This is a genomic window from Blautia acetigignens, from assembly GCF_025566865.1.
Classification (GTDB): Bacteria; Bacillota; Clostridia; order Lachnospirales; family Lachnospiraceae; genus Blautia_A; species Blautia_A acetigignens.
Genome location: NZ_JAOQJM010000003.1, coordinates 47,466 through 69,345, shown reverse-complemented (window position 1 = coordinate 69,345; position 21,880 = coordinate 47,466). Strand labels below are relative to the sequence as shown.

General features: G+C 45.0%; 19 protein-coding genes and 1 tRNA gene. 1 reads left to right on the top strand and 19 read right to left on the bottom strand.

The window, feature by feature from the left end; translation table 11 throughout:
• Positions 1–4: 4 nt before the first annotated feature.
• From OCV70_RS05520 to fba, 7 genes are all read right to left on the bottom strand, one after another.
• Entirely contained in the window at positions 5–1,780 is a 1,776-nt protein-coding gene (locus OCV70_RS05520) for a type 2 periplasmic-binding domain-containing protein (RefSeq protein WP_173766405.1), read from the bottom strand.
• A gap of 6 nt (positions 1,781–1,786) precedes the next feature.
• Positions 1,787–3,673 (bottom strand): sensor histidine kinase, encoded by a 1,887-nt coding sequence (locus OCV70_RS05515; RefSeq protein ID WP_243280776.1) that lies wholly within the window; start codon positions 3,671–3,673, stop codon positions 1,787–1,789.
• On the bottom strand, positions 3,564–5,108 hold the full coding sequence (locus OCV70_RS05510; protein ID WP_262579352.1) for a response regulator transcription factor: 1,545 nt from the start codon (positions 5,106–5,108) through the stop codon (positions 3,564–3,566). Before OCV70_RS05510 ends, OCV70_RS05515 begins: the two co-directional genes overlap by 110 nt.
• 172 nt (positions 5,109–5,280) lie before the next feature.
• The gene (locus OCV70_RS05505) at positions 5,281–6,117 is read right to left on the bottom strand and encodes a carbohydrate ABC transporter permease (protein WP_021924350.1); all 837 of its coding nucleotides are present in this window, start codon (positions 6,115–6,117) and stop codon (positions 5,281–5,283) included.
• On the bottom strand, positions 6,117–6,971 hold the full coding sequence (locus tag OCV70_RS05500; RefSeq protein WP_021924351.1) for a carbohydrate ABC transporter permease: 855 nt from the start codon (positions 6,969–6,971) through the stop codon (positions 6,117–6,119). The genes OCV70_RS05505 and OCV70_RS05500 overlap by 1 nt, the downstream gene beginning before the upstream one ends.
• Before the next feature lie 176 nt (positions 6,972–7,147).
• Positions 7,148–8,425, bottom strand: a complete 1,278-nt coding sequence (locus OCV70_RS05495; protein WP_021924352.1) for an ABC transporter substrate-binding protein — start codon at positions 8,423–8,425, stop codon at positions 7,148–7,150.
• Positions 8,426–8,743: 318 nt separating this feature from the next.
• Positions 8,744–9,613 carry a class II fructose-1,6-bisphosphate aldolase gene (fba, locus tag OCV70_RS05490; RefSeq protein ID WP_117851519.1) on the bottom strand — a complete coding sequence of 290 codons (870 nt, stop codon included), beginning with the start codon at positions 9,611–9,613 and terminating at the stop codon, positions 8,744–8,746.
• Positions 9,614–9,813: 200 nt separating this feature from the next.
• Between fba and OCV70_RS05485 the strand changes: the two genes are divergently transcribed.
• Positions 9,814–9,895, top strand: a tRNA-Tyr gene (locus tag OCV70_RS05485).
• A 113-nt stretch (positions 9,896–10,008) separates the two neighbouring features.
• Here OCV70_RS05485 and OCV70_RS05480 read toward each other — a convergent pair.
• The 12 genes from OCV70_RS05480 to OCV70_RS05430 all read right to left on the bottom strand — a co-directional run.
• Positions 10,009–11,193: an MFS transporter gene (locus OCV70_RS05480; RefSeq protein WP_021926457.1), complete on the bottom strand. Its 1,185-nt coding sequence runs from the start codon at positions 11,191–11,193 to the stop codon at positions 10,009–10,011.
• Entirely contained in the window at positions 11,193–13,331 is a 2,139-nt protein-coding gene (locus OCV70_RS05475) for a glycoside hydrolase family 13 protein (RefSeq protein ID WP_262579351.1), read from the bottom strand. The genes OCV70_RS05480 and OCV70_RS05475 overlap by 1 nt, the downstream gene beginning before the upstream one ends.
• 322 nt (positions 13,332–13,653) lie before the next feature.
• Entirely contained in the window at positions 13,654–15,504 is a 1,851-nt protein-coding gene (ftsH, locus tag OCV70_RS05470; RefSeq protein ID WP_021926455.1) for an ATP-dependent zinc metalloprotease FtsH, read from the bottom strand.
• A 16-nt stretch (positions 15,505–15,520) separates the two neighbouring features.
• Positions 15,521–16,048, bottom strand: coding sequence for a hypoxanthine phosphoribosyltransferase (gene hpt / locus OCV70_RS05465; RefSeq protein WP_021926454.1), 528 nt, complete (start codon positions 16,046–16,048; stop codon positions 15,521–15,523).
• Positions 16,041–17,480: a tRNA lysidine(34) synthetase TilS gene (gene tilS / locus OCV70_RS05460; RefSeq protein WP_173766400.1), complete on the bottom strand. Its 1,440-nt coding sequence runs from the start codon at positions 17,478–17,480 to the stop codon at positions 16,041–16,043. The genes hpt and tilS overlap by 8 nt, the downstream gene beginning before the upstream one ends.
• A gap of 27 nt (positions 17,481–17,507) precedes the next feature.
• The gene (locus tag OCV70_RS05455; protein ID WP_021926453.1) at positions 17,508–18,998 is read right to left on the bottom strand and encodes a SpoIIE family protein phosphatase; all 1,491 of its coding nucleotides are present in this window, start codon (positions 18,996–18,998) and stop codon (positions 17,508–17,510) included.
• Between the two features lie 139 nt (positions 18,999–19,137).
• The gene (locus tag OCV70_RS05450) at positions 19,138–19,452 is read right to left on the bottom strand and encodes an FtsB family cell division protein (protein WP_243000201.1); all 315 of its coding nucleotides are present in this window, start codon (positions 19,450–19,452) and stop codon (positions 19,138–19,140) included.
• Positions 19,406–19,909, bottom strand: a complete 504-nt coding sequence (gene yabQ / locus OCV70_RS20105) for a spore cortex biosynthesis protein YabQ (RefSeq protein ID WP_021926451.1) — start codon at positions 19,907–19,909, stop codon at positions 19,406–19,408. The genes OCV70_RS05450 and yabQ overlap by 47 nt, the downstream gene beginning before the upstream one ends.
• A 3-nt stretch (positions 19,910–19,912) precedes the next feature.
• Positions 19,913–20,194: a sporulation protein YabP gene (gene yabP, locus OCV70_RS05445; protein WP_021926450.1), complete on the bottom strand. Its 282-nt coding sequence runs from the start codon at positions 20,192–20,194 to the stop codon at positions 19,913–19,915.
• A gap of 81 nt (positions 20,195–20,275) precedes the next feature.
• Positions 20,276–20,515, bottom strand: coding sequence for an RNA-binding S4 domain-containing protein (locus OCV70_RS05440; protein ID WP_021926449.1), 240 nt, complete (start codon positions 20,513–20,515; stop codon positions 20,276–20,278).
• 103 nt (positions 20,516–20,618) lie between these two features.
• A complete protein-coding gene (locus OCV70_RS05435; RefSeq protein WP_117851504.1) occupies positions 20,619–20,894 on the bottom strand; it encodes an HU family DNA-binding protein in 276 nt (91 codons plus the stop codon).
• Positions 20,895–20,965: 71 nt separating this feature from the next.
• A partial coding sequence (locus OCV70_RS05430; protein ID WP_262579350.1) for a CotS family spore coat protein occupies positions 20,966–21,880 on the bottom strand: 915 nt, incomplete at its 5' end.

Here is a 21,880-nt window from a genome sequence, read left to right as displayed (position 1 = left end):
CAGCTTATGAATTCTCCTCTCTGATTTTCTCAGTTAGTTCCTGTCCTCCCTGCGCATACCATTCTTGTACAAATGTATCAAAATAGTCCATAGGCTGCTCTCCCATGATCAGCTGAATAAACGCATTTTTTTCCAAAGAGGCTAGTATATTGGGAACTTCACCGTCAGACTCTTCCAGATACTGTCGCTGCAAAGGTTTATAGTTTCCATCTACAAGCACTCCCACAGCAGAAATCCTTGATTTATATGCAGCCCAATCCTCTGCTGTTACATCCTCGCCGCTTAAATATTTTATGCATGCACTGTAATAAGATTTTTCCAATGCGCTTAAATTGCTTTCCTTCTGTGTTCCTGCAATTACACGACGAATATCCTTTGTGACATTGTATATTGCTTCGTTGTAATCCACATTAATTACCAACGGACGGGCAGTAGGATCTACATTCAGGCCAAAGTAGCTGTTAATCTCATCTGCATTTTCCTTATCCTCAAAGCGGCTGTAATCAAACAGTACGCTGACAATCTTCATAATAATTTCGGGATGCTCATATCCCTTGCGTACCACTACATATTTGTTATCTGAAAAAGAAGTATACACGTTATTTTTTTCCTGATAATCTGCGGTCAGATAATAGGGCTCCCAGTCAGCCTCAGGATCATTCTCAATTTCATCCATAAGGGGATTGTTTGGAGTCCACCACAGTCCGAAAAATGCTCCGCATTTTCCTTCCACAACAAGATCCCTTAAATTATTCTGAGCCCGAAGCGCAAAATTCTGATCCAATATTCCTCTTTTGTATAATTCGCGAAGATAAGCCAGTGCGGATTTCGTTTCCTTTGTCAGGGAACCATAAACGATTTCTCCGTTTTCATCCTTGATCCATCTTCTGGGATAAGCATAAAACTTCTCAAATACAGGCTCCACAGAATAATTCTGACTGGTTACAGAAACTAAATTCGTATCACATACCAGGCCTACAGGCTCTTCCCCTTCTTCAGCTCCCATTCTGTTTTCCTGGAAAGCCTGGATAATATCCATGGCTTCCTCAAAACTCTCCGGCTCCTCAAGACCAAGCTGCTCCATCCAATCCTTTCTAAGCCACAAAAGACATGGACCATGATCAATCACAGCTTCCGGAAGTGCCATCAGTTTTCCGTCAAAGGTTCCGGCGCCAAGAAGCTGAGAACCATAGCTGTTGTACATAGCTTTAATCCTTGGAGAAGTACAGTTTGCATAAACCTCTGTCAGATCTTCAATAAGGTCATTTTCAACCAGATTATACAAAGTTTCCCTATCACAAACTACCAGCACATCAGGCAAAGTATGATCGTTAACCAGCACATTCACATAATCATTATAACGATCCTCCCGCTCCATATAGATACTCTGGTTCTGAACATTCAGAATTTCTTTTAAGTAGCGGGTATAAGCATTGTCTTCATAAGTATTTCCTTCCGGAAGGTTGGAATTATTAGCGCCGTTTAGCTGACCAAGAGTATAGGTTACAAGCTCTGGATATTTCCCATAAGCAGTGGTGGAAGCTTTTTCCCAGGAATTATCAGAATCTGCCTTCCCATTATCATCTGATGTGGTATCACTGACTGTGCTATTTGTATTACCGGTTATTCCTTCGGTATCCGAACTTTCTGCATTTTCTGCTTTTAGTTTCTCCCAGTGTTTCGATTTTTCATTTTCACTATTCTCAACTCCACAGCCTGCCAAAGAAAAGGCCATGGAAAAAGCAAGCCAAAAGGCAAGTATTCTTTTTTTATTCTTCATCTTCCATCACCGTTCCTTTTTGTTGGTCTGCAAGCTGTTATCCTCTGGACTTTGCAGAAACTTCTTGGCAGAAAATATTTCCTCATCTCTTGTTTCTTTATCTGCACTTTGACAGGGAATCCTCATTTCTACCCTGGTGCCTTGACCGATCTTACTATATATCCGGATTGCATACCTCTCTCCATAGAGAAGCAGCATTCTGTCATTTACATTCTTAAGTCCGTATCCGGAAACCGGATAGTTTACCAGCTTATCTGCCTCTTCCTGCTTCATTCCCGGACCATTGTCTTCCACTGCAAGAAGTACATCCTCTTTGTCCTTTACAAAGAACAGCTTCAGTATCTTCTCTCCATCTTCCTTCATGTCAAGGCCATGCTCCAGTGCATTCTCCACCACCGGCTGCAAAAGCAGCTTCGGTACAATATCTCCTTTTACCTCAGGATCAATTTCCCACATAACCTGAAACTCATTATCATGCATTACCAACTGAATATCAAGATACGCCTTGATATTCTGAATACAGTTATCAACTGTAACCATATCCTGCCCTTTACTTAGCGCAGTCCGATAAAACATGGATAAGGACAAGGTTACCTTACTGATTTCCTTCTGATGACTGCGGATTGCCATCCAGTTGATAATAGACAGGGAATTATAAAGAAAATGCGGATTGATCTGAGCTGTCAGGGCCTTAAGTTCAAACTCCTTCAACGCAATCTTATTTTCATAAACCTCATGGATCAGACGGTTGATTTCATCCATCATGCTTCGAAAGCTCCGGATCAGAAGTCCAATCTCATCATCTGCATCACTATCTACCGTAACCTCCCGGCTTCCCTGGTTTACGCGGTTCATATTGTCTGTAAGTTCCTCGATCTTTCGGGTAAAAATCCTGGAAAAAGCAAGTCCCAGCACCAGAATGATTATCAGGCAAACTGCAATCAGCGGAATCTCGCTCACCAGAATTCCGGAAACAGAGCTGTTAACTGCTGACTGCAGCTTATACAGGTAAAAATTCCATCCGCAAGATGCATTCCTGCGTTTTACAAAGGCATAATCCTTCTGTCCAGACTCCAGATTTTCACAGGAAACCAACGGCTCCGGCTCATTTGCTTTGGCATTTTCATCTATGAGCAATTCCTTCTGAAAAAGAACATTCCCATCTTCGTCCAGAATAATTCCGCCTGAACCTTCTGAAATAATGTTTTCAAAGGTTTGAAAAATTTTGTTGTAATCCAAGGTAATGCACAAAACTGCGGTCTGCTCTCTTCCCTGATAAATTCGCCTTACTGCTGCTATTTCCGGTCTTTCCCTGTCAACTACCCATTGAACGGAAACGTCCTCTTTCAGATGCTCATACCACCATTCTTTTTCTACCTCGCTTAAAGGCACAAGGGTATACTCATGACGCACCTTAATGCTTTCTGCAAAAAGCTGAATCTGCAGGATTGCATTATGATAGGATTTTGGTACGGTAAGAAGCGGATCTGCCACTTCCGTATATTTCTTATAGGCATAATAATTATCCATATTTTTCTCTGTAATCAGATCTTCGATATCAGGGGAATAGGTTAGATAATTCAAAAGACTGGAAAAAACTTCGATCTGACTGTCCACTCCCTCTCCTGTCTGCTCCAGGATGGAGGACATGTCCTCCATCTCTTTTTCATAGAGCAGGCTGCTCATACGGTCATGGCTGTACCATACCAGCAGGATCATGGGAGCCAGGCTTGCAGTCACAAGAAGAACAATTAATTTGTGACGATATTTCATATTCTGAAATTTACATTTTATTGCTTCCGTTACTCTCATCCTCTTCACCGGTTCCTTTCCGATAGGATTCCGGACTGCATCCATAATATTCTCTGAAGCTTCTGCAGAAATAGGAAACATTCGGAATTCCCACCTGTTCACTAACCTGCGCTACCTTCATATTGGATGAGCACAAAAGCTCCTTCGCCTTTTCCATGCGCACCACACGTATAAAACGGTTCAGGTTCATGCCAGTTTCTTTTTTGAAAATAAAGCTGAGGTAGCTGGATGACAGATATACCTTCTCTGCCAGAGTCTCCAGGCTTAGATCCTCTGCATAATGCTGATAGATATAATTTTTCACAGAAGCTACCTCATCCCTGGAACCGCTCATAGAGCGCTCCAGAAATTCCTCATACTTCTGAATATTCTCCTGTGTAATGGCAAGGATCTGTTTCAGATTCGTGCAGCTATACAGGCGTTCCACCTCATGATCCAGCTTGTACTCTTCTGAAAACTGATTTTCCTGAAACAGCTCCTGAATCACGTTTGAAAAAACAAATTTCACATACATAGCGGAAAAACGGGTGTCATTTTCGTATTTCTTTACCAGACATTCAAAATGCTTCTTCAGCTGATCTACATCCTTACGGGAAATATCCTCAGAAATTTTCTCCATTAATCTGGAATCCTGAGTTTCTGCACTTACCGGATGATTCTCATCTCCTTCATTTGTAAATACATGCATATCAGGATGATAAAATTTTTCTTCCATGGTCTGCTCCAGCTGAGCCATAATCTCAGGAAGTGCTTCATGTCCCTCGAATCGGCTGCTTACTGCCAGATGGAAGCTGCCGGGATACTTCTGCTTCAGAAGGTCATACAGATGTTTGGCAACCAGCTGATAGTCGCAGTACACATCGGAAAAGAACAGCACAGATTGTCTGGTATTCAGATTCAGATAAAAAAAGGTCCGATGCAGATCTTCCATAAGCTCCTTATCAATGCTATCTGATACTGTATCAAAAAAGGTTTTATCAGATTCTATAAGAATGGCACAATGCCACTGTTCCCAGCTAGATGCATCCAGAATATCTCCGGCTTTTTTCAGCACTTCTTCATTTCCGGAGTACAGATATGCCTGAAGAAAATACTGAAGAAGAAAGTTTTTCTCCTTCTCAGCCTTCTGTTTCTGAGTTCTTCTGCTTGATATCTCGGCCTTCACCTTATTGATGGTCTTATGAAAGGTATCCGGATCCACAGGCTTTAATACATATTCCTTTACTCCATAGCGCATGGCCTCCTGAGCAAAACCAAAATCACTGTAGCCGCTGAAAATTACTATTGGAATCTCCGGATTTTCCTCACTTACCCTGGCAGCCAGCTCCAAGCCGTCCATATGGGGCATTTTAATATCAGTAAGAAGAAAATCTATTTCCTGACTGTGTATAATATTAAGCGCCTGTTTTCCATTGGATGCTTCCTGAATCTCATATTCTCCTTCTTCCATGGAAAGAAGAAATTTAATTCCCTCACGTTCGATTTTTTCATCGTCGGCAATTAAAACTCTATACATATATATTTTCTCCGATCTTAGTGAATATAAAGATAGCCCTCTGCATTACTGCAAAGAACTATCTTTATTTTATCATAAAAACTATCTTTATTTTATCATTCCGGTGTCATATTGAAAAGAGAATTCTTCCCGAAAATATAATGAAAAAATCGTCTGTTTTCACAAATCTGAATCAGCCTTTTACGGCTCCTGCAACAACACCTTCAATAATATATTTCTGGCATACCAGATAAACAATAACAATTGGAATAATATCGATCATAATACTTGCCATCATAGGTCCCATCTGTACATGACCGTAGCTTCCACGGAAGTACTGGATTGCCATTGGAATGGTCTTATATTTCTTAATATCCAGAACCAGAGTCGGCAGAAGATAATCATTCCATACCCACATTAATTCCAGAATTGCAGTGGAAATAATGGTTGGTTTCAAAATCGGAATCAGAATTTTAAAGAAAACCTGAAGTGGACTGCAGCCATCGATCATGGCAGCTTCCTCGATCTCAAGAGGGCTTCCTTTTACAAATCCTGTAAACATAAATACAGCAAGTCCGGCACCAAAGCCAAGGTAAACGATGCAGATGGTGTACGGGCTGTTCAGACGAAGTGTATCCGCTGTTTTTGCCAGCGTAAACATAACCATCTGGAAAGGAACAACCATACTGAATACGCAAAGGTAATACAGAACCTTGGAGAGTGTTCCGTTTACACGAACAATGTACCATGCGCACATGGAGCAGCACAGTAAGATCAAAACAACAGACATTACAGAAATTACAAGGCTGTACCAAAAGGATTTCAGGAAATCCATCTGTGTAACGCTGGCAACAAAGTTCTGGATTCCATTCCAGGTTTCAGATGTAGGAAGCTGAAATACGCCAGATGTAGTAATCGCAGATTCTACCTTCAATGAGTTAAATAAAATCATGACGATCGGATAAATCCAGATAATTGAAATGATCGTAAGGATTATGGTTGGAATAATACTTTTTTTCTTATCTGCCATTATGCCTGCACCTCCTTAGATGATGTTGAGCGAAGCTGAATCAAAGCGATTACAACAACCAGAACAAAGAATACAACCGCCTTTGCCTGGCCAATGCCTTTCCACTGTGGGCCGCTTCGACCATAGAATGTATCGTAAATGTTCAGAGCCAGCAGCTGGGATTTCTTTCCAGGATCTCCACCTGTAAGGGAAAGGTTCTGGTCGAACATCTTGAATCCGTTTGTAAGTGTAAGGAATGTACAAATTGTAACAGATGGCATAATCATCGGAATCTTAATCTTAAACAGAATCTGTGATGCCGTTGCACCATCAATCTGTGCTGCCTCAATAAGATCAGGTGATACGTTATTCAGACCAGCCACATAGATGATCATCATATATCCAATCTGCTGCCACAGCAGAAGGACAATCATTCCAATAAAACCATTTGTTGCAGACAGTTTCAGAAGAGGCTGTCCCCACATGGAAAGCAGACCGTTCAACAGTGTCTGCCAGATATAACCAAGTACAATACCACCAATCAGGTTTGGCATAAAGAATACAGTACGGAATGCATTCGTTCCTTTAAAGCCCTTTGTAAGAGCAAGTGCAATGGAGAATGCCAGCACGTTAATCAGAATACTTGATACAAATGCAAATACAACGGTCAGCCAGAATGCGTGACTGAAATCACCGCCGATCATAATTTTCTTATAGTTGGCAAGACCAACCCAAACTACGTCTTTTACTGTAGTGAATTTACAAAATGAAAGGTAAATTCCCCAGATAAAAGGCCACAGAAAGCCGATAATAAATGCAGCAAATGTGGGTAATACAAATACAGGCCACCATTTTTTCAAAGATTTTCCTACCATCTTCGCTCCTCCTTTTCCCATATAACACTATGAAACTATTTTCAGTGCTTTTCCTTTCCAACAAAATGGGGGAGGCAAGTTCACTGCCTCCCCACCCTGTTCACCATTCTATGATTCTGGAATGTCTTCCTACCATATTATCATATACTGTTGGAAAGATTTATTTATTACTTTGATTATTCAGAAAGAGCTTTCTCTGTTGCCCATCCGTCAACGAATGCGGATACAACATCATCCCACTCACCTGCACCAGCTGCATATGATGTAAGAGCAGTACCAAGACCATTCTTCCACTCTTCAGATGGCATTGTTGTGAAGTTCCATGATACTGGTGTAAGACCGGATTCTGTGTAAGCCTGATCCTGTTTTACAAATACGTTAGTAGGTTCTTCTGCTGTTTTGAAAGGAATTGTGAAGCCCATGTCTTCTCCCATAGCCTTTGTTCCTTCGTCAGAAGTTACACACCAGTTCATGAAATCAAGTGTTGCCTGAATGTCGTCCTCAGAAGCTTCTTTATTTACGCACCAGTAGTTCTCTGTACCGGTTGCAAGTCCTTCGTTTTCATCGTCAACACCGAAGTAAATCGGAATCATAGCCAGCTCATCATCGCTGTATGTCTTGGACAGTTCGCCATACTCCCAGGAACCGTTCTGATAGAATACTGCATCACCGTTGATGAACTCGTTACGGGAATCATCTGCTGTCTTAGCGGAAAGATCTGCTCCATCGCAGGTTGAATCTGTGATGTAAAGATCAAATACAGCCTTGTAATTGTCAAGGTATGTTCCCTTAATAGCATCTGTATCATCGATACCGTCTGCTTTGTATTCATAGTAGATTGGCAGGTTTGCAAGATGTGTTTTGAATCTCCAGTCAGAGGATCCGTCCATACCAGCACTTGTGAAAGCGCCCTTTACACCCAGCTCATCTTTTCTTGCCTGAATATCATCAGCTACCTTCTTCAGGTCTTCAAAGCTCTTGATATCATCTACAGTGTAGCCAGCTTTTTCAAGTAAAGTCTTGTTGACGATCAGTCCATAGGACTCGATTACGTATGCAATACCATCAACTGCGTCACCGTCTTTTACAGTGTAGGAATCAGAGGTAAGCTGTGAATAGATATCAGTTCCGGACAGATCATAGCAGTAATCTTTCCAGTTCTTAAGTCCTACAGGTCCGTTTACCTGGAACAGTGTAGGAGCATCACTCTTAGCCATCTCAGACTGAAGTGTTGTCTCATACTGTCCGGAAGCTGCTGTAACAACAGTTACCGGAACGCCTGTCTCCTCTGTATATTTAGCAGCTAAATTCTGCCATGCCTCATCCTGCTCTGGTTTGAAGTTTAAGTAGTAAACCTTTCCTGCTGCGTCATCAGCCATAACTGGTAATGCTGGTACCATAGAAGCTGCCATAACTGCGCTAAGTCCCATTGCTGCGATTTTTCTCATCTTCATAATTCTTACTCTCCTTTTTTTAAGAATCTGTTTTCTTAAGCTGGTTATATAGTACTGTTTTTTGTATGAAAAAACCATGATAAAAATCCAAGAAACATGTTCATTTTTCAAGAGAGTAAATTTGGTACATGAAATTTTTGTCACAATCTGTCTAAAACGGACGGAAAATTTATTGGAGCATGGTTCTTTTAAACAAAAAGCCATGGCAGCTGGCCACGGACTTTCCTGCAGTTTTGTTATTTTGTTTTCAGTTCAAAAAAGGAGGACTGCAAAAGCAGTCCTCCTCTGGCTTTCCGCAGATGCGGAACAAAGTCATATTCAGGCTTTTCCAACGGATCCGAAGATCTCCATTTTCTCTTTAACAGTAGCTTTGATAGCCTCGAAGCCAGGTGCAAGAAGTTTACGTGGGTCATATCCTTTACCCTGCTCATCCTTGCCTTCCTCGATGTATTTACGTGTAGCTGCTGCGAAAGAAAGCTGGCACTCTGTGTTAACGTTGATCTTGGAAACTCCAAGGTCGATTGCTTTCTTGATCATGTCTGTAGGAATACCTGTACCACCGTGAAGTACTAACGGCATGTCCCCTGTAAGCTGCTGAATAGCATCCAGAGTCTCAAAGCTTAAGCCCTTCCAGTTAGCCGGATATTTACCATGGATGTTACCAATACCTGCTGCCAGGAAATCGATACCAAGATCAGCGATCATCTTGCATTCCTTAGGATCTGCGCACTCGCCCATACCTACAACGCCGTCTTCCTCTCCACCGATGGAGCCAACCTCTGCCTCGATAGACATTCCGTGCTCTCTTGTGATCTTAACCAGCTCTGTAGTCTTAGCAACGTTCTCTTCGATCGGGTAATGAGAACCGTCGAACATAATGGATGAGAATCCAGCCTCAACACATTTCAGGCATCCTTCATAGGAACCGTGATCCAGATGAAGAGCAACCGGAACAGTAATCTTCAGCTCTTCCATCATGCCTTTCACCATACCAACAACAGTCTTGTAACCAGTCATATACTTACCAGCACCCTCAGAAACACCCAGGATAACCGGGGAGTTCAGTTCCTGTGCTGTAAGCAGGATAGCCTTAGTCCACTCAAGGTTGTTGATGTTGAACTGACCAACTGCATAATGTCCAGCTTTTGCTTTTTTGAGCATCTCTGTTGCATTAACTAACTCATACATGATAAAATTCCTCCTATCTTTGGAAACACCTTAACTATTTCCATTGCTTGTAGTTTAGCAGATTTTTTTCAATTCGTCTAGCTATTTGCAAAAAAAATGGATTATTGATTTTTTTTTCATTTCTAAGCAGCAAAAGGTGTAAAAAAAGAAAAAATAACTTGCAAAATATGCCGGGATTGTATATAATAGAACAGGTTCATGGATGGATTCCCGAGTGGCCAAAGGGGACAGACTGTAAATCTGCTGGCGATGCCTTCGAAGGTTCGAATCCTTCTCCATCCACTACGTATCTCCCGAATATAGTTCGGGAGATCTTTTTGTCTAATACCAAATCTTTTCATCATATAGAAAAAACTCTGGAACATATCGCCATACATTCCAGAGTCCTTTCACCTTTATGCTTTCTTTCTTAATTTCGAGATCATTTCCACTCCCACGATCAGCAGAACCGGAAATACCAGAGCTGCGAAAATACCGGTTTTCAGGTTATCGTGAAATCTGCTGGAGATCATTCCCACGTAGGTAGGTCCTGAGGAGCATCCCAGGTCACCGGCCAGGGCAAGAAGTGCAAACAGCGCTGTACCGCCCCTTTTCATGGCAGCGGATGCCATACTGAAGGTGCCCGGCCACATAATTCCAACGGAGAGGCCACAAAGCGCACAGCCCAGGAATCCAAGTGCCGGAATAGGAATAAATGCAATCATCAGGTAGGATACAATGCAAAGAGCCGCGCTCCACTGCATAAATCTCTCAAGATTAATCTTGTCCCCGAATTTTCCGTAAAAAGCTCTGGAGCATCCCATCAGCGCCGCAAAGGACAGGGGACCTGCCAGATCTCCCACTGTTTTACTGAAGCCAAAGCCTTTCTCTGCAAGGGCAGATGCCCACTGGCTCACCGCCTGCTCGCTGGCACCGGCACACAGCATCATAAGCATCAGCACCCAGAAAATTTTCATGCTGAACAGCTCTTTCATGGACATTCCCTTCTCTCCCTCTTCCAGAAGGGACGCCATGGGAACCCGTGTAAAGACCGCTGCGTTGCAAAGAGGGACAATGGCCCAGATCACAGCCAGGATCTTCCAGTTGGAAATTCCAAATACAGTAAAAAACAGGGTGGAAACAAGCACAACGCCCACATGTCCCCAGCAGTAAAAGGAATGCAGAAGACTCATAGCCTTCTCCTTATTATCTGTAGGGCATGCCTCCACAACCGGGCTTACCAGCACCTCCAGAAGTCCGCCGCCAGCTGCATACACCAGCACAGCCAGAAACAGGCCCACAAAGGGATCACTCATAACCTCTGGCAAAATGGTAAGCAAAATAAGTCCCAAAGCTGCCAGCAAATGTGCCAAAATCATAGATGCCCGATAACCAATCCGGTCCACAAACCCAATGGACACCAGATCAATGATCAGCTGCAGACCGAAATTAAAAGTAACCAGCAAGGTAATCTTCTCCAGGGAAATCTCATAAGTCCCCTGAAAAGTCAGAAACAGCAGCGGCACAAAATTATTTACAATCGCCTGCACCACATACCCCACGAAACAGGCCTGCAGAGTTCTGTTATAATTCTCTTTCATCAATTTTCCTCTTCCACAAAAATCGTAGGATTCTCGCATTTATGATACAGCACCATTGCACCAAACGCAGGCATTGGCACTTTGATCACGCCGGCTTTGGTGGTGTATTCGTATTCCTCGGTTGTGTATCCATCCCTGTAGGACAGCATGATTCTTTTCAGCACAGAATCGCGGAGTCTGCTGATTCCGGTCTTCCATACTTCGATTTCTACCTCGCGGTCCTCATTCCGGTTGTTTAAGATCACGATCATTCTCTCATCATGGGAAAATCTTCCGAAGCAAAGTCCCTGATAATCGTTCCACAGGAACACTAAGGAGCCGTTGCTGAGGAATCCGTATTCTTTATGGATCTTGATCATATCCCTGTGGAATGCAATCATCATCTGATCCTCATGTCCCCACGGATAAGTTCTTCTGTTATCCGGATCGGTAAATCCACAGACGCCAGCCTCATCTCCATAATAAACAGTAGGCGCACCCGGCCAGGTCATCTGTACCACAACGCCTTCACGCATCACTGCCGGATTTATATTCTGGGAAGCAGCCTCCGCTCCTGCATAGGAAATTCGTCCTACCCTGCGGTTGGTTCTGGTCAGGAATCTGGAATGGTCATGGTTGGAAAGCTCATTCATGGAAGTATAAAGGGCGGACATATGAAGGGCTCGCATATGAGTCTTCATAGCCCCGATAAAGGCATCACTGTTTCCATAAAGGTCATCCCTGCACTCATCACTGTGCTTCTCCATACCGGTCAGGAACCAGGTCAGCGGCTCCATAAATGCGTCATAGTTCATGACCGTATCCCACTCATCACCCTGCAGCCAGCTCTCCGGGTTGCCGTAATGCTCAGCCAGAATAATGGCATTGGGGTTGGCATCCTTCACAGCCTTGCGGAAATCCTTCCAGAACTGGTGGTTAAACTCATTGCTGTGTCCAAGGTCTGCTGCCACATCCAGTCTCCATCCGTCTACATTGTACGGAGCGGAAACCCATTTTTTGCCAATCTCAAGGATCTTGTCGTAAAGCTCTCTGGAAGCCTCATAGTTCAGCTTCGGCAGTGTATCATGGGTCCACCAGCCATCGTAGGTTGGGTTATACGGCCAGCGGTTCTCATCATAGAAATTAAAATAGTATCTGTAGGGGCTGTCTGCAGAAATATAAGCACCCTTTGGATATCCCTCCTGGTTCTCATAGATCCGCTCTCTGTCCATCCATTTATTGAAAGAGCCACAGTGATTAAATACACCATCCAGGATCACCTTCATGCCGCGTTTATGAATCTCATCTACCAGATGGGCAAACAGTTCATTGCTGGCTTCCAGATTCTTCTTATCTGTCACACGCTTGATAAACTTCTGCGCATGTGCATTCTCGCGGTCCCCTTCATTCAGAAGCCCACCCTCTATATCCTCCACGATCTTGCCGTAATGAGGATCCACGTACTCATAATCCTGAATATCATACTTGTGGTTGCTTGGGGAAACGAAGATCGGGTTCAGGTAAATAACATCCACGCCCAAATCCTGAAGGTAATCCAGCTTATCCAGAATACCTTGCAGGTCTCCGCCGTAGAACTCTCTTACGCCCATAACTGCCGGAACCTTGCCCCAGTTACGGACTCTTGATGTGGTATCTCCAATATAGAAATACTCCCTGTCCTCCACATCATTGGACGGGTCTCCGTTATAGAAACGATCCACAAAAATCTGGTACATAACCGCACCCTTGGCCCACTCCGGTGTATCATAATCCGGATAAATCTCGAACTCCAGACGTTCCTCCGGGTTCATGGAAACACCCTGGTAATTATAATAACAGGTCACCCATCCATAGGTGATCTCAAAATGGTAGCGGACGATCTCCTCTCCCATAATAATAGAAGTCTCATAATAATCAAATCCGTTTGACTTAGCTACACGCTCCATCTGCTGGCGCTTGCCGTCGTATACCAGATAAACCATATCTACATTATTTCGCTTGGTACGGAAACGGATCCTTACTTTCTCTCCTGCCTTAGGGTTTGACGGACAGCGGTAATAATCAGAACCATCGCTAAACAATGCCTCTGTGTTCAAAACCGGTCTCATATTCAAGATATACTGCATTTTTTTCATTACATCTGCATTATTACGCTCCATAACGTCCCTCTTTCATTCTGCACTCATTCATTCTGCATTTATTTTAACTGAAATTCCTGTTTTCCACAACAGTTAAAATTCGGCTTATCCTCCAAACTTCCGTTTATGTTCAAGGCGTTTTCACCAAAGTTTTTGATCTAGCCCCTATACGTAAAAAAGACAGCCGATGAAAGCTGTCTTTTTTGGAGAAGGTATTTCTTCTTATGGGGTGTAGCAAAAACTATATAATGTATTGGGGGGTTTTTACGATGTATATAGTACCATGCGGCAACGAAAAAGTGTGCACAAACTTCACAAAAATTGATATTATTTTTTGTGCATGTTATATACTCTCGTTGTTTTCACCCTGATTTTCCATTGTAAAAAGTGCTTCAAACTCTTCCCGATGTACTTTTTCCTTCTCGAGAAGAAGCTTCGCACAGCCATGAAGAACGTCCATATGCTGGGAAATAATCTTCACAGCATTCTCATGGCATTCCTCAATAATACGGTGGATCTCACTGTCAATGGCCTTGGCCACATCCTCGCTGTATCCGCGGGTATGGGCAAGATCCCTGCCGATAAATACCTCATCATCGTCGTCTCCATAGGAGATCAGACCAATCTTATCAGACATGCCGTACTTGGTCACCATAGCTCTGGCCTCGCTGGTAGCACGCTTGATATCATTGGAAGCACCTGTTGTAATGTCCCCGAAAATCAGCTCCTCTGCCACGCGGCCTCCAAGGAGGGTGGTAATATCCTGGAGCATTTTGCCCTTGGTGTTGAACATCTCATCATTCTCAGGAAGAGGCATGGTATATCCCGCAGCGCCCATTCCGGTAGGAATAATGGAAATGGTATAAACAGGCTCCATATCCGGCAGCACATGGAATAAGATTGCATGGCCTGCTTCGTGATAAGCAGTGATGCGCTTCTCTTTCTCAGAGATCACCTTGCTCTTCTTCTCAGCTCCGATGCCGACCTTGATAAAACTGTTCTTAATATCCTTCTGGCGGATAAAAGAATGGCCTTTCTTTGCAGCTGCAATGGCAGCCTCATTCATCAGGTTCTCCAGATCAGCGCCGGTAAAGCCAGCAGTAGTCTGGGCGATCTGCTTCAGATCCACATCCTCTCCAAGAGGCTTATCCTTGGCATGAACCCGAAGAATCTCCTCACGGCCTTTAATATCCGGACGTCCCACTCCAACCTTACGGTCAAATCTTCCTGGACGGAGAATAGCCGGATCCAGAATATCCACACGGTTGGTGGCAGCCATTACAATGATTCCCTCATTCACGCCGAAACCATCCATCTCTACCAGAAGCTGGTTCAGGGTCTGCTCTCTCTCATCATGGCCGCCGCCCATTCCGGTACCACGCTGTCTTGCCACAGCATCGATCTCATCAATGAAAATAATACATGGTGCATGGCGCTTGCCTTCCTCAAAAAGGTCTCGCACACGGGATGCACCTACACCGACAAACATTTCCACAAAGTCAGATCCGGAAATGGAGAAGAAAGGAACTCCTGCTTCCCCTGCAACCGCCTTGGCAAGAAGAGTCTTACCGGTACCTGGAGGGCCTACAAGGATTACGCCCTTGGGGATTCTAGCCCCCACTCTGGTATACTTCTGGGGATCCTTCAGGAAATCTACAACCTCCTTCAGTTCCTCCTTCTCTTCCTCAAGACCGGCAACATTCTGGAAGGTAACCTTCTTGTCATCCGGCATGGACATTCTTGCACGGCTTTTGCCGAAATTCATCATCTTGGCATTGGTACCGCCGCCACCGCCTGACATCTGGCGGTTCATCATCATCATGAGAAAAATAATGAGACCGCAGGTAAGGAGCACCGGAAATACAGAGGTGAGAAATACGCTCTGCTTGGGTACATCCTCAATAGCGGGATCCAGCCCGTTCTCACGGAGAAGCTGCTCTGCCTCACTTACATCTGCCACATAAATACGCTTCTGTCCTTCGTCCTTGATGCTTGCGATCACAGAACCTGTAGGAACCTCACTGTTCTGGTGGATCACGGCATCATTCACCTTGCCGTCTTCCAGGGCCTGCTCAAGCTTTCCCAGAGTATAGTCGCTCTGAGTCTGCACCTGATTGTTCAGATACAGATACCCTGCAATCAAAGCTACGATCAGAACAAGATACAAGCCGATTCTGCCTGACTGCTTATTCACTTGTATAATTCTCCTTTCATTCGAACTCTACCACACCGATGTATGGCAGATTTCTGTATTTCTGGGCATAGTCAAGACCATAGCCCACAACAAACTCATCCGGAATATTGAAGCAGCAGTAATCCACATCAACGCCCTCAACCACTCTGCGGTCCGGCTTGTCAAGCAGGGTACAGAGCTTCACGCTGTTGGGGTTACGTCTCTTCAGAACATCCAGCAGATAGCTTAAGGTTCTTCCGGAATCAATAATATCCTCTACAACCAGAACTTCTTTATCCTCAAGAGGCTGATCCAGATCCTTGACGATCTTGACAACTCCGCTTGATTTGGTGTCGTCTCCGTAGCTGGAAACAGACATGAAATCAAGAGTTACCGGTACTGTGATTCTCTTAGCCAGCTCGCACATGAAAAATACACCGCCCTTAAGAACACAGATCATGTGAATTTCTTTGCCCTTGTACGCTTCGCTGATCTGGGCAGCAACCTCGCAGATACGTTTTTCTACTGTTTCCTCATCCAGTAAAACCCTAATTTTCTCACTCATGATTATCTTTTCCTCCTTGGTATTGTATTTCCAATATTCTCCTGGTTCTGGGAGTAATCTTATAGTTCTCGTTAATTCTGCCTCCCACCACCCACAAAACCTCAGATCCGGCCACCAGAAGGGGAATCTTATCTCTTTCTTCTGATGGAATCTTCTCATCTATGAAATAGCGGTTCAGCTTCTTATGGCTTCCCGCCTCATCCACGATCAGAAAATCCCCCGGCCTGCGGGTTCGGATGGACAATTCCTGCTTTATTCTATCATAATCCAGCCATTTCGTATATGCTTTTTCTTCAATCTTCTGGCCCTGATTTAAAATTATTTGGGTAAAAAATGGATTTTCCCTGAAAAAAGTTCTCCCCGGGATCAAAAGCTCCTGCATTTCCGGTGTTTCCAACTGCCTGCTTTCCATCTTTCCAATGAAAATGCCGCCGTAGGTGCGCTGGGCCTTCAGGCCGTAGGGCAGGCTGATCTGCCTTCCCACCTGAAGCGCCAGAAGCCCGGCAGTACTTTTTATATGAACGGCTGTAAAATCCTTTCGCCTGCCTGCCAGCTGCTCAAACACCCCTAACACGCCATAGGAAGACACAACAGGCTCTTTTTGCCAGAATTCTTCCGAAAGAAGCATCCCGTTCTCCCGCTTCTGTCCGTATTTTTCCACCAGAAGAGCGCCCTGGCGGGATAAGTATTCCTCAGCCTGCGCCGCCAGCTGGGCCGTCTCTGCCATATGGCGGATGCTTCCCTGGTTGATCTCATTTTCCAGAAGGGGAAGAATCCTGTGACGGATACGGTTCCGGGTGTATTCCTCTGTCAGGTTGGTACTGTCTGTAATATAAGGTATATGCTCTTCCATTAAATAATTGACAATTTCCTGCTTGTTTAAACACAAAACAGGGCGGATAATGCCATCTCTTACCGGCAAAATCCCCGCCAGCCCTTTCAGCCCGGTTCCCCGGCAGAGATTGTGAATGAGAGTCTCCGCCGCATCGTTCTCATTGTGGGCAAGGGCAATACGGTATTCCAGAGGATTTGCGCCGTCTTCCAGCTTCCTGGAAACAGCTTCTCCCTGCAATTCCCTAAAGTCCTGTTTCGCCCGGGCAAAAGCTTCCTGTCTTACTTTTCTCCCTGTCTCTTCGGTTCCCATCTTCCATTTCTTTGAAAGCTCCAGAACTGGATAATGATAGGACAAAAAAGGAATTCCCCAGCTGCGGCAGGTGTCCTGCACAAGAGCTTCATCCCGGTCTGCCTCCTCCCCGCGGATTCCATGATGTACGTGTACCGCGCACAGGGAAAAAGGAACTTCCTGGCTGTACTTTCTTAACATGTCCAGCATTGCCATGGAATCTCCGCCGCCGGACACACCTGCCAGAACCACATCCCCGTGGTTTATCATATGATGTTCTTCAATATAAGACTTTACTTTATGATACATGATGTACCTGACTTTCCTTTATGCTTCTTACTTCTTCCACATTCCCGCTACCAGAACGGTCATGTCATCTCTTGCGCAGTAATCGCTGTACCCAAGCACCCTCTCCAGAATACTCCTGCTCATCTCCCTTGGCGTCTCCTCGTGGATGTCCATAATGATCTCCTTCATGGTCTCTTCCTCCCGCTCCGGCGGCAGCGCATCCAGCACGCCATCTGTCATCATGATCAGATAATCCCCGTGATACAGCTTCCTTGAGGAGGTCTCGAAATCCACCTGCTGCATCAGCCCTGCTGCCAGACTCTCAGAAGAGATGGCTTCCACCCAGTGATCCCTTTTGATAAAGGTGGCGCAGGCACCTGCCTTCAGGAAATTGCAGATTCCGGTGTACAGATCCACTGCACAGATATCTACTGTAGAAAACATGCCGTCCTGTCCCTTCATCACAAGAGCAGAATTTACCATTTTCGCAGCAGTCTCCTGGGAAAAGCCGGATTCCAGAAACTGTTCCAGCAGTTCTACCACTTCCTCGCTCTCTCTGCTGGCCTCCACACCAGAGCCCATGCCATCCGAAAGGCACATGACAAACCGCCCGGCTTCTTCCTGCCGGCAAATATAATTGTCTCCGGAAACATTCTCCTGCTCCTTGGTCAGCTTGGCCACTCCGTAAAGCACCTGGTAGCTTACGTCCTCCACAAAATGAACGGTGTGAAATTCCCCGTTCACGATCCGTCTGCCTCCCCTGGCTGCCGCCATTGGCGTACCGAATTCCCTGGACAAAAGCTGAGCCACCTCATTGACGGAAATACATTGTCCGCTCCTTGCCCGCATGGTCAGAAAGATCTGTCTTCTTCCTTCCACCTTATCCATAACCCAGACCTGCTTTACCACAATGTGGCGCTTCCGAAGAAGCTTCTGCAGATCCAGCATCAGGGAGGGCTCAGCCAGGGAAATGTCGTACAAATCATCTGCCACCATGTCCATGATCCTGGACATTTCCTGCAGCTGCTGTGCCACAGCAAGGCGGCTCTCGATCATCCGGTTGTCCCAGATCAGCCGCTGCCTTTCCCTTTGGAAGCCTTCCTTTAAAGCTTCATAATACTGTACAAAGCGGCTGCATACGCTCATCCAGTCGCTCTTTTTCTCCTGTATGTCCTGGGGATCTCCCGCTTCCATGGAGCGGAGCATCCGTTCCGTCCCCCGGTACATTTCCTGTGACTGGCTGCCCCAGCAGATTTCCCGCTGATAGCAGTGACTGCACACATTCTCACAGGCTTCCCGGATAATGGAATCCACCTGCCCGCTGCTTAAGTAATCCTTCCTGTAGGGAAGTCCGTAAAAGCTGTCTGCAAGCTTCCGAAAGGACGCCGCATACCGCTCTACCTTCTCCTTCTGGGGATTTTTCTCCTGCTCAGGCTGCTCTGCCTTCCTGAAACTTCTTCCCCGGAAAAAAGTTTTTGCCATGTCCCGCAGCACCAGCAGCACACTGATCACGAGCATGGCAATCATCCATTCCTGCATATTCTCCCCTCCCCCTGTACAGCCTTATGCCTATTATAGGGGAGCGGTATGAAAATATATGTCAAACACAGACGAACACTTTCAAAAAGTTTTCGTCAGAAAATCCTATCCTTCGTTCCTTCTCTTATGCGGCAGCGGATCAGTTCGCCTCCTGGAAAATAATCTCATTGTCCTTCACAAGGCCTAACTTCTCTCTGGCAGCCTGCTCTGCATATTCATCCGTCTGCATGTATTCCTTCAGTTCCTTGATCTCCTCCGTGCGGGCCTGCTCTTCCTCCAGCTGCTGGGACAGCGCCTCAGCCCTGGTCTCATATCCGGCGAGAGATTCCTTAAGGTCACGGCTCTGCACCATAAGAGACAGAAGCAGTACCAGAACGATCAGAGAAATCCCAAACATTCCAAGCTGATTATACCCTATTGTCTTTTTTCTTTGTTTTTTCCCTGATTTTCCCAACTTTCCTGCCTTTCTTCGTCTGCAAGGGATTTCTGGTACTATTTTTGTACCGATTTGCAGATTGTCTAGCCAAAATTTTACAACTTTTCCCCCAAAATAGCAACCTGTTTGAAAGCTTTTTTGAAAATTTTTTCATAAATCTGACAGGTATTTCCAGGATTTTGTAACAGATCAGCTCGAATGCTGATGCTAAGGTCAGATATGTAAAAAAGGCACCGGACAACAGCCCGAAAAACAGAAAATTCCGGAGAATGCCCTGGTTGGTCTGATAGATTCTAGCAAAAACAAGCATGGTCAGGACCAGCCAGTACAGAATGTCAAAAAGCCCTGAATACGCCGAACTGCGGGAAAAAAGCCGCCTTATGACGCGGATCAGACGGTAGAATAAAAGAAGTCCGGCTCCCAGCACAAAGGACTGCAAAAAAAGCCAGATCTCATACTGAATATAGGTGCTCATCCTTTAGCGGAACATCCTTTTAAGCAGAGGTTCTTCTTTTCGCACAGAATCTTTTGATAAATAGACAAGAGAATCCACATGTCCGGCAAGAGCAGCTTCTCCTTTTTCCAGGTTCAGTCCTTTTACATGAAGCTGGCTGCCCCGAATCTGCAGCCTTCCGTCAGCAGTCTGAAGGAGGATTTCTTTCTCATCGAAAGATACCACGTCCTTCACCCCTGTGACAAATGCTTCCTTCCTGTTATCCAGCGTCAGCCTGTGGGATGTATTTACTGATTTCTCTTCCAAATCCCTCTCTCCCGAATATGTGGGTTCAATGATAATCTATGTGCTTCCTGGGGAAAATATGCCTTACCCCCGGCGAGCCTTTTAAATATAACGGTAAAGATTCTCCACTTCTTCTTTCTTTACCGTTTCCTTCACATCCAGCACTTCCACCTTCACATTGCGGCTTCCAAACTGGATTTCGATGGTATCGCCGGTCTTCACCTGCACGGAAGCCTTGGCCGGCTTGTCATTTACCAGCACTCTTCCTGCATCGCAGGCCTCATTGGCCACTGTCCGTCTCTTGATCAGGCGGGATACTTTCAAAAATTTATCTAATCTCATAATTTACTCCTGTTTCTTATACGACCCGTTCACATGTTCTTTGTCACGCAGGGACAAAAAAAGAGGGAACCGAAAAAGTTCCCCCTGGCAAAAGCCTCCGCTATTATGCGTTTACCATATCCTTTAAAGCTTTTCCAGCTTTGAATTTCGGAGCCTTGGAAGCTTCAATCTTCATGGTCTCACCAGTCTGAGGATTTCTTCCCTCTCTGGCAGCTCTCTCGCTGACTTCGAATGTACCAAAGCCAACTAACTGAACTTTCTCACCTTTTTTCAGTTCTTCAGATACAACGTCGATGAATGATTTTAAAACAGCTTCAACGTCCTTTTTGGACAGATTAGTTTCTTTCGCCATAGCTGCTACTAATTCAGTCTTATTCATGGTGTTTCCTCCTCTAATAATTCTTCTATCTATATATATACCTTTTGCCCTGTATTGTCAAGGTTTTTGCATCAGAAAGGGTACTTTCCAAAGCATTTTTCGGGGAAATCTCCCCATATTTCCTTCTGGGCAATTACCTTGGTCAGCTTCTCTGTATTCTTCCCGGAAATCCACGCTTTATTATGGGAAAAGTAGTAATTTGCCAGTTTCCAGTACTTTTCTGGGTAGGTAAAGCGAATCATCAGGTTCTGCCACTGGGCTCTGGAAATTGGATGGATCTGGTGGTATTTTTCCAGCATCTGGCGGGCAAGGATCACATCCCAACTGTATTTTTCCAGAATTTTCCGCATGAAGCAGTACAGGTCGCTGATCTGGATATCAAAGCAGAAATGTCCAAAGTTGGCGGCGGCTGTTCCATCTCTTCTGAAAAAAACGTTGTGCTGGTTGTACTCTCCATGGCAGACGCAGCCCTCTTTCAGTGCTTCTTCCCGAAGGGCAGCATAGTCAGACTGCTGCAGAAGATTCAGCGCCTTTTCCCCTTTTTCCAGAAACCACTGGACGCTTCCTAAGAATTCCTTTTCGAATAAGGCACTGGCTCCTTTTTTGCGGATAAACTTGCGGATTTTGCGGATCTCACAGTTGTGCTTCTGGTATTCCTCCTCTAAGGAGCGCTCCACGTAGGCTTCCTCCACCGGCATTTTCATGGATTTATGTAGCTTTGCAAGCATCTGCACGCTTCTGAAAATGTCTTCCCGGGATTTGGTGTCGCATTCCCTGCCTTCAAACCAGTTCTGAATGGTATAGGGAATGTTGTCCTTATCTTTGGTAATCAGAGAACCGGTCTGGTTCTCCAGGAAGGTATCCACCTGGCAGCCCTCTTTGGCAAGCTTTTGAAGCAGCTCCTGCTGAAACTGCAGTTTTTTTTCCGAGCCGTGAAATTGTTTCAGGATCAGAAGTCCCTGGTCTGTGCGGCATACAAGCGCACC